At 71.2% G+C, this 6889-nt stretch carries 7 protein-coding genes and 1 pseudogene; 5 read left to right on the top strand and 3 right to left on the bottom strand.

Going from position 1 to position 6889, the window contains the following annotated elements:
- A partial coding sequence (locus BGN97_RS04245; protein ID WP_292698329.1) for a DNA topoisomerase IV subunit A occupies positions 1-2300 on the bottom strand: 2300 nt, incomplete at its 3' end.
- 85 nt (positions 2301-2385) lie between these two features.
- Here BGN97_RS04245 and BGN97_RS04250 point away from each other — a divergent pair.
- Entirely contained in the window at positions 2386-3507 is a 1122-nt protein-coding gene (locus BGN97_RS04250; RefSeq protein ID WP_292698331.1) for a nucleotide pyrophosphatase/phosphodiesterase family protein, read from the top strand.
- A 31-nt stretch (positions 3508-3538) separates the two neighbouring features.
- Here BGN97_RS04250 and sepH read toward each other — a convergent pair whose 3' ends face one another.
- Positions 3539-4564 (bottom strand): septation protein SepH, encoded by a 1026-nt coding sequence (gene sepH, locus BGN97_RS04255; RefSeq protein WP_292698332.1) that lies wholly within the window; start codon positions 4562-4564, stop codon positions 3539-3541.
- Positions 4565-4769: 205 nt separating this feature from the next.
- On the opposite strand from sepH, the gene BGN97_RS04260 reads away from it, so the two are divergent.
- A complete protein-coding gene (locus BGN97_RS04260; RefSeq protein ID WP_292698333.1) occupies positions 4770-5063 on the top strand; it encodes a DUF4193 domain-containing protein in 294 nt (97 codons plus the stop codon).
- A gap of 91 nt (positions 5064-5154) precedes the next feature.
- Here the strand turns inward: BGN97_RS04260 and BGN97_RS04265 are convergent, their stop codons facing one another.
- A complete protein-coding gene (locus tag BGN97_RS04265) occupies positions 5155-5634 on the bottom strand; it encodes a DUF3093 family protein (RefSeq protein WP_292698334.1) in 480 nt (159 codons plus the stop codon).
- 3 nt (positions 5635-5637) lie between these two features.
- Between BGN97_RS04265 and dut the strand changes: the two genes are divergently transcribed.
- The 3 genes and pseudogenes from dut to BGN97_RS04280 form a co-directional block, all read left to right on the top strand.
- The gene (gene dut, locus BGN97_RS04270; RefSeq protein WP_292698336.1) at positions 5638-6087 is read left to right on the top strand and encodes a dUTP diphosphatase; all 450 of its coding nucleotides are present in this window, start codon (positions 5638-5640) and stop codon (positions 6085-6087) included.
- Positions 6084-6671 (top strand): DUF3710 domain-containing protein, encoded by a 588-nt coding sequence (locus BGN97_RS04275; RefSeq protein WP_285631959.1) that lies wholly within the window; start codon positions 6084-6086, stop codon positions 6669-6671. The genes dut and BGN97_RS04275 overlap by 4 nt, the downstream gene beginning before the upstream one ends.
- Positions 6668-6889: pseudogene (locus BGN97_RS04280) on the top strand (DUF3159 domain-containing protein); the annotation flags it as partial. The gene BGN97_RS04275 and the pseudogene BGN97_RS04280, both read left to right, overlap by 4 nt.

Consider the following 6889-nt stretch of genomic DNA (forward strand, 5'->3'; position numbering starts at 1 on the left):
AGCCGCAGCCGGTCCTCGCCCTTCAGGAACGCGTGCGCGCGCACACCGCCGGTGGCGCGACCCTTGCCGGGGAACTCTGCGAAGTCCGACACCTTGGCGCGCCCGGCATCCGCTCCCGCCAGCATCCCCTCAGAGCCGGAGACCGTGACGACCACGGCCTCCTCCGGGGACGCGACGACGGTGAACGAGATGACCTCGGCGCCCGAGCCGAGCTTCACGCCCGCCATGCCGCCTGCGGGCGCGCCCTGTGGCCGCACGTTCGACGCCGGGAAGTGCAGCAGCTGGGCATCCGAGCTGACGAAGACGAGCTCCGCCTCGTCCGATGCCGGCGCGGCGCCGATGACGACGTCCTTCGGCTTCAGACCGATGATTTCGATCTCCGGACGCACCGCGAGGGCGGACGGTACGATGCGCTTGACGACACCGTCCTTGGTGCCGAGCGCCAGCGGCGTGTCGTCGTCGAACCGGATCAGGGCGAGCACCCGCTCGCTCCGATCGGTGAGCCCCAGATAGTCGTGGATCCGCACGCCGGCGCCGAGTCCGACCGAGCTGGCGGGCACAGCCGGGATGTCGATGGGCGTGAACCGCACGACCCGGCCCGCACTCGTGACGGCGCCGATCTCACTGCGCGTGGTCGTCTCCAGGCGCGCCTGGATGGCATCGTGCTTGCTGCGGCGGGCGGGCGTCGCGATGGTCGCCCCCGGCTCCAGATCCACGCGCACGGCGCGTCCCGTCGTCGACAGCAGCAGCGTGGTCGGCGCGTCGGCGAGCTGCAGCTCTGCAGCGGACTTCGTCGTGCGCGCCTTCGGCGGTGCCGCGTTCAGCAGCAGGGTGCGCCGGTGCGTGCCGAACTGCTCGGCCACGGCATCCAGCTCGGTCGCCACCTGCGCGCGCACGAGGGCGGGATCGGCGAGCAGCTTCTCCAGCTCGGCGATCTCGGCGAGCAGCTTGTCGCGCTCGGTCTCCAGCTCGAGGCGGGAGAACTTCGTCAGACGGCGCAGGCGCAGTTCGAGGATGTACTCGGCCTGCACCTCGTCGAGCTCGAACACCTGCTGAAGGCGGGTGCGCGCGGTCTCGGAGTCGTCCGAGGAGCGGATGACCTGGATCACCTCGTCGATGTCGAGGATCGCCAGCAGGAGCCCGCGCACCAGGTGCAGACGCTCGTTGCGGCGGGCGAGGCGGTAGCGGCTGCGCCGCTCGATGACCTCGATGCGATGCTGCAGGTAGACCCGCAGCAGCTCCTTGAGGCCCAGCGTGCGGGGCTGCCCGTCGACGAGCGCGACGTTGTTGATCGAGAACGAGTCCTCGAGCGGCGTGAACCGGAACAGCTGGTCGAGCACCGCCGCCGGGTCGAACCCGGTCTTGACCGTCACGACCAGGCGCAGGCCGTTCTTGCGGTCGGTGAGGTCCTGCACGTCGCTGATGCCCTGCAGCTTCTTGGCGTTGACGGCGTCCTTGAGCTTCTCGATGACGCGCTCGGGACCCACCTGGTAGGGCAGCTCGGTGACGACGATGCCGGTGCGGCGCGGGCCGAGGGGCTCGATCGAGGTCTTGGCGCGCAGCTTGAACGCGCCGCGGCCGGTCTCGTAGGCCTCCTTGACGCCGTCCAGGCCCATCAGGATGCCGCCGGAGGGGAAATCCGGGCCCGGCACGAACTCCATCAGCTCGGCCGTCGTCGCATCCGGGTTCTCGAGAAGGTGCGTGGCGGCGGCGATCACCTCGATGAGGTTGTGCGGGGCCATGTTCGTGGCCATGCCCACCGCGATGCCGCTGGCGCCGTTGACGAGCAGGTTGGGGAAGGCCGCCGACAGCACCGCGGGCTGCTGGAACTGGCCATCGTAGTTCGGGACGAAGTCGACGACGTCCTCGTCGAGGTTCTCGGTCAGAGCCAGAGCGGATGCCGCGAGCCGGGCCTCCGTGTAGCGCGATGCGGCGGGGCCGTCGTCCAGGGAGCCGAAGTTGCCGTGCCCGTCGACCAGCGGCACGCGCAGCGCGAAGTCCTGCGCGAGGCGCACCAGGGCGTCGTAGATGGCGGAATCGCCGTGCGGGTGCAGCTTTCCCATCACCTCGCCGACGACGCGCGCGCTCTTGACATGGCCGCGGTCGGGCCGCAGGCCCATCTCGGCCATCTGGTACAGGATGCGGCGCTGCACGGGCTTGAGGCCGTCGCGGGCGTCCGGCAGGGCGCGCGAGTAGATGACCGAGTACGCGTACTCGAGGAACGAGCCCTGCATCTCCTGGGACAGGTCGATGTCCTGGATGCGCTCCTGGACGGGCTCGGATGACGAGGGCTTTGGCATGGACTTCCTGCTGGACGCTCGGGTGCGCACGGGTGGCGGGGCACGAGTGCGGGGCGGGCGGGCCGCCTGTGGAAGACTGGCCCCGATGCCTCTCATGCTACCGTCCAGCCTCGAATCGACGCGGAGCATCGCCGGGGTGGCGCCCCAGCTGCTCGCCTCTCTGCGCGACGCTCCGGGGGAGCTGCCGCATGTGCGGTCAGCCGTGCTCGTCGTGGTGGACGGGCTCGGCGCCCTGCCGCTGCGCGCGCACGCCGGGCACGCCCGCACGCTGGTGTCGGCGATGGCGAAGAAGGACGTCGCAGGCTCGGTGTTCCCGACGACGACGGCCGCCGCACTGACCAGCCTGCTCACCGGGTCCGCGCCGGGAGTGCACGGGATGGTCGGCTACCGGGTGCGGCACCCGGAGCGCGACGTGCTCGTCAACCAGCTCACGGAATGGGACGGCGTGGACCCGACGGCCTGGCAGCCGCGGGCGACCGTGTTCGAGCAGGCGGCCGCCGCCGGGCATCCGACCTTCGCGGTGGGCGTCGCCGCGCACGCGGGCACCGGACTGACCCATGCGATCCTGCGCGGTGCGGAGTTCCGCAGCGCCGGGTCGCCGGCCGAGCGCGTGGAGCTCGCATGGGAGCTCGCTGACGCGCATGACGGCGCCCTGGTGTACTGCTATCTCCCGGAGGCGGACAAGGCCGGGCACAAGCACGGCGTCGACTCCGCCGAATGGGTCGCCGCCCTCGAGGACATCGACGCGGCGCTGTCGCGACGGGTGCCGGACGGCGTGGGAGTGCTGGTCACGGCCGACCACGGCATGGTCGACGTGCCCGCGCACCGGCAGCTGATCCTGGACGCCGCGGGGGGCTGGCATGACAGCATCCGGCACATCGGCGGGGAACCGCGGATGCTGCACGTGTACACCGAGCCGGATGCAGACCAGCCGGGCATCCTGAGCCGCTGGCGTAGCGACCTGGACGGATTCGCCGATGTGGTCAGCCGCGTGGAGGCGATCGACGCCGGGCTCTTCGGCGGGGTGGTGACGGATGCCGCGCGCGAGCGCATCGGCGACCTGCTCGTGATCGCGCGCTCGAATCACGCCCTCTACGACGGCGAGGCGGCGGATCAGCGCGGTCGGGGAATGGTGGGCCAGCACGGCGGACTCACCATGGAGGAGTGGCGCGTCCCGCTCATCCGGATGGGCGCCTTCTCGCGCTGATCACCGTGCGGATCGGTGTCCGATCCGTGCATCACTCCTCGGTGCGGGCCCCGAAGACGATCTCGTCCCAGCTCGGCATCGCGTTGCGGCGCTTGCGCCGGCCGGAGGGCTGCTCGGCCGGCTCGGGCTCCGGAGCCGGTTCCGGCTCGGCGGGCGCCTCGTCCTCGATGGCGTCGAACAGGGCGATGGGCGCGGGCTCATCGTGCTCGTCCTCGCCGAACAGGGGAGCGGACTCGCGCTGCCCTCGGCGGCGTCGCAGCGCCTCCAGCAGATCCGCGGTCTCCGCGTTGGGGTGGCTCTCCTCCGGCGCGCGGCGGGCGGCGGCCGCCTGCACGGCGGCGCTGGAGTGCTCAGCGGCGGGTGCGTCCGCGGCCTCCTCCTCCGGGCGGGGGAGCAGACGGGGGCCGAACGCCCCGGAGTCGAAGCGGCTGTCGTCCTTGTAGGGGGAGACGCGCTCGTGGTCGACCGCGCGAAGGCGCGGGATCAGCCCCTCGGGGAGTGAGCCCTGGCGGGAGAGCTGCGTGGCATCCGGGTTCAGGGGCGAGAGCGTGCTGCGACGCGGGTCGAAGGCCCAGCGCGCGTCGTGCTCGACCTCGTCGGCGGTGAACTCCAGCTTGACGGTCCAGCCCGATTCGTCCTTCCAGCTCGCCCAGCGCTCGTCGGTCGCCTGCAGATCGGCGAGCTTGGCGCGCACCGCGACACCGAAGGTCGGCTGGGCGTCGGGCTCGACCTCGCTGCCGATCAGCACCGGAACGGCGAGGGCCTGACCGACGATGTGCTCGCGCTCGGCGAGCACAGGACCCTCGAAGCGCGCGACGTCCGCCTCGCTGACGCCGAGCAGCGCCGCGACCTCGGACGCCGAGAGCCCGGCGCGGATCTGGGTCTGGATGTCGCGGGGGCTCGCGGCCAGTCGCGCGGCGGCGGGCTCCGTCTCGCGGGTCGCCCGGCGCACCTCGCGGTGCAGCACGTCGTCGATCGGGAGCGCGAAGCGCTGCCCGGACTCCGTGGCGAGGACGAGGACTCCCGCTTCTGTTCCGACGATGGTGACGTTTTCCATACCGATGCCCCTCTGGTGGGTGTGCGTTCATGCTGTCACGATGACCCGCTCAGGTCCGGGAATACTCTGGGCGCGCCGTGAGTTTCCCCGGGCGAACGCGAAGGCATTTGCTAAATCCTCCGCGGTCGTGCAAACTAACGCCCGCTGAACACCCGAATCAGCTCCCCCACAAACCACTCGTACCACTGAAGTGGAGATTCACCACATGGCAACCGACTACGACGCGCCCCGTAAGAGCGAAGACGACTCCGAGTCGATCGAAGCCCTCAAGGAGCGTGTGCCGAGCAACCAGTCCGGCGCCGCCGACGTCGAGGACTCCGACAACCCCTCGGGCTTCGAACTCCCGGGCGCGGACCTGTCCGATGTGGAGCTCGATGTGGTCGTGCTCCCTGCGCAGCAGGATGAGTTCACCTGCATGAGCTGTTTCCTCGTGAAGCACCGCTCGCAGCTCGACCACGAGGGCCCCGAGGGTCCCATCTGCAAGGAGTGCGCCGCCTGACGCACACCCGTATGCGCGCGCCCCGGCCTTTCGGCTCGGGGCGCGTTCTGCTTCTCCGGGCGTGGTCGGCGCTGTCGGCCTGGTTGTCCCGTCAGCCCGCTGCGCGCGCCGCGCGGATCGCAGCGCTGAGCCGATCGGGCGTGCGCGAGGAGATGGTCCAGGAGCGCATCGGGTCGTCCGGGTCCGTCAGCGGCACCACGACGAGGCCGTCGATGCCTCCCCGGATGAGATGCCATCCGTCGCGCGCGATGTCGCGTGTGCGCCTGTCGCGGGCATCCTGCCCGGTGAAGTGCTCGGGCTCACCCAGCCAGCGCGCGTCGATGTGCGCGCGTCCCGCGTGCAGAACCGTCCCGCGCACGCTGATGACCGGCGCCAGCAGGATGCTGAGGACGACGAGCACCAGCGAGACGGCCGCCCCGATCGCGATCGCGATGCTGGAGGCGACCGGTGCGAACACCAGTGACACCATGGGGCCGACGAGTGCGATCGTGACGAGCATCCACAGGCTCGGCGACAGCCGTTCGCGATAGCTCTCCCGCGTTTCCTGCGTGGTGTTCTGCATTAGCCTCATGGGGTGACTCATTCCGTTGCCGTCCCCATTATCGCCGCGCACACCCCGTTCTACGCGAATCCGGGTGATGCCGGGGCCGACCTCGTCTCCACCGAGGCCGTGCGCCTGGAACCGGGCGAGCGCGCCCTGATCGGCACGGGCGTGCGGATCGCGCTGCCCGAGGGCTACGCGGCCTTCGTGGTTCCCCGCAGCGGACTCGCGGCCAAGCACGGCATCACCGTGGTCAACTCGCCCGGCACGGTCGATGCGGGATACCGCGGCGAGATCAAGGTGAGCCTGCTGAACACCGACAGCAAGGACGCGTACGATGTGGCGGTCGGTGATCGCATCGCGCAGCTGATCGTGATGCCCGTGATCCAGGCGCACTTCGAACCCGTCGACGAGCTGCCCGAGAGCGTCCGCGGCGAAGGCGGCTTCGGGTCCACCGGCTATACCCAGGGAAAGAGCGAATGACTGAAGAGATCGAGCCCACGCTGAAGTCGGCACCGGAGGACCGGGCCACTGCGGGACCGTTCGACGACGCGGAGGCGAACCCCGTCCGCCCCTACATCGACCTCGGCGGCATCAAGGTGCTGCCCCGCGAGGGCCTGAACCTGCGGCTGGAGGTGGAGGAGCAGACCAAGCGCATCGTGGCGGTCGGCCTGGACTACGCGAACTCCTCGCTGCAGGTGCAGCCGTTCGCGGCGCCGCGCACGCGCGGCCTGTGGGATGAGACCCGCGTGCAGCTGCGCGACCAGATCCGCACCCAGGGCGGTCGCGTCGAGGAGCGCGAGGGTCCGCTGGGCAAGGAGCTGCTGGCCGAGGTGCCCGCGACCGCCGCAGAGGGCTCCGAGATGCGCCTGGCGCGCTTCATCGGCGTCGACGGCCCGCGCTGGTTCCTGCGCGGCGTCATCGGCGGCGAGGCGGCCTCCGACCCGGCCGCGGCGGAGCAGGTCGAGGACCTGTTCCGCTCGATCGTCGTCGTGCGCGGCGGATCCCCGATGCCGCCCCGCGACCTCATCCCGCTGAAGATGCCGTCCACGCCGGGCTCGGCGTGACCGACGCCGACCGCGAGCAGGACGCGCGCGAGAAGGACACCGCTGCGCCCGCTGAGCCGTCCGCGGCCGACCTGATCGGCGCGGCGCTGGGCGGAGCGGCGCGCCGCGCCGGGCTCGGCGCGGACAGCAGCGAGAGCACGCAGAAGGTCGTCTGGACCGCGATGGGCGGCTGGCGCGGCATCCTGGAGTCGGTCCTGCCGAGTCTCGCCTTCGTCGTC

It is taken from the genome of Microbacterium sp. 69-10 (genome assembly GCF_001897945.1).
In the GTDB taxonomy this organism is placed as follows: Bacteria; Actinomycetota; Actinomycetes; order Actinomycetales; family Microbacteriaceae; genus Microbacterium.

Bases quoted from the DNA above. Each gene is read 5' to 3' on its own strand.
- sepH (WP_292698332.1), bottom strand. From the start codon at position 4,564: ATGGAAAACGTCACCATCGTCGGAACAGAAGCGGGAGTCCTCGTCCTC.
- BGN97_RS04250 (WP_292698331.1), top strand. From the start codon at position 2,386: ATGCCTCTCATGCTACCGTCCAGCCTCGAATCGACGCGGAGCATCGCC.
- BGN97_RS04275 (WP_285631959.1), top strand. From the start codon at position 6,084: ATGACTGAAGAGATCGAGCCCACGCTGAAGTCGGCACCGGAGGACCGG.
- BGN97_RS04260 (WP_292698333.1), top strand. From the start codon at position 4,770: ATGGCAACCGACTACGACGCGCCCCGTAAGAGCGAAGACGACTCCGAG.
- BGN97_RS04265 (WP_292698334.1), bottom strand. From the start codon at position 5,634: ATGAGGCTAATGCAGAACACCACGCAGGAAACGCGGGAGAGCTATCGC.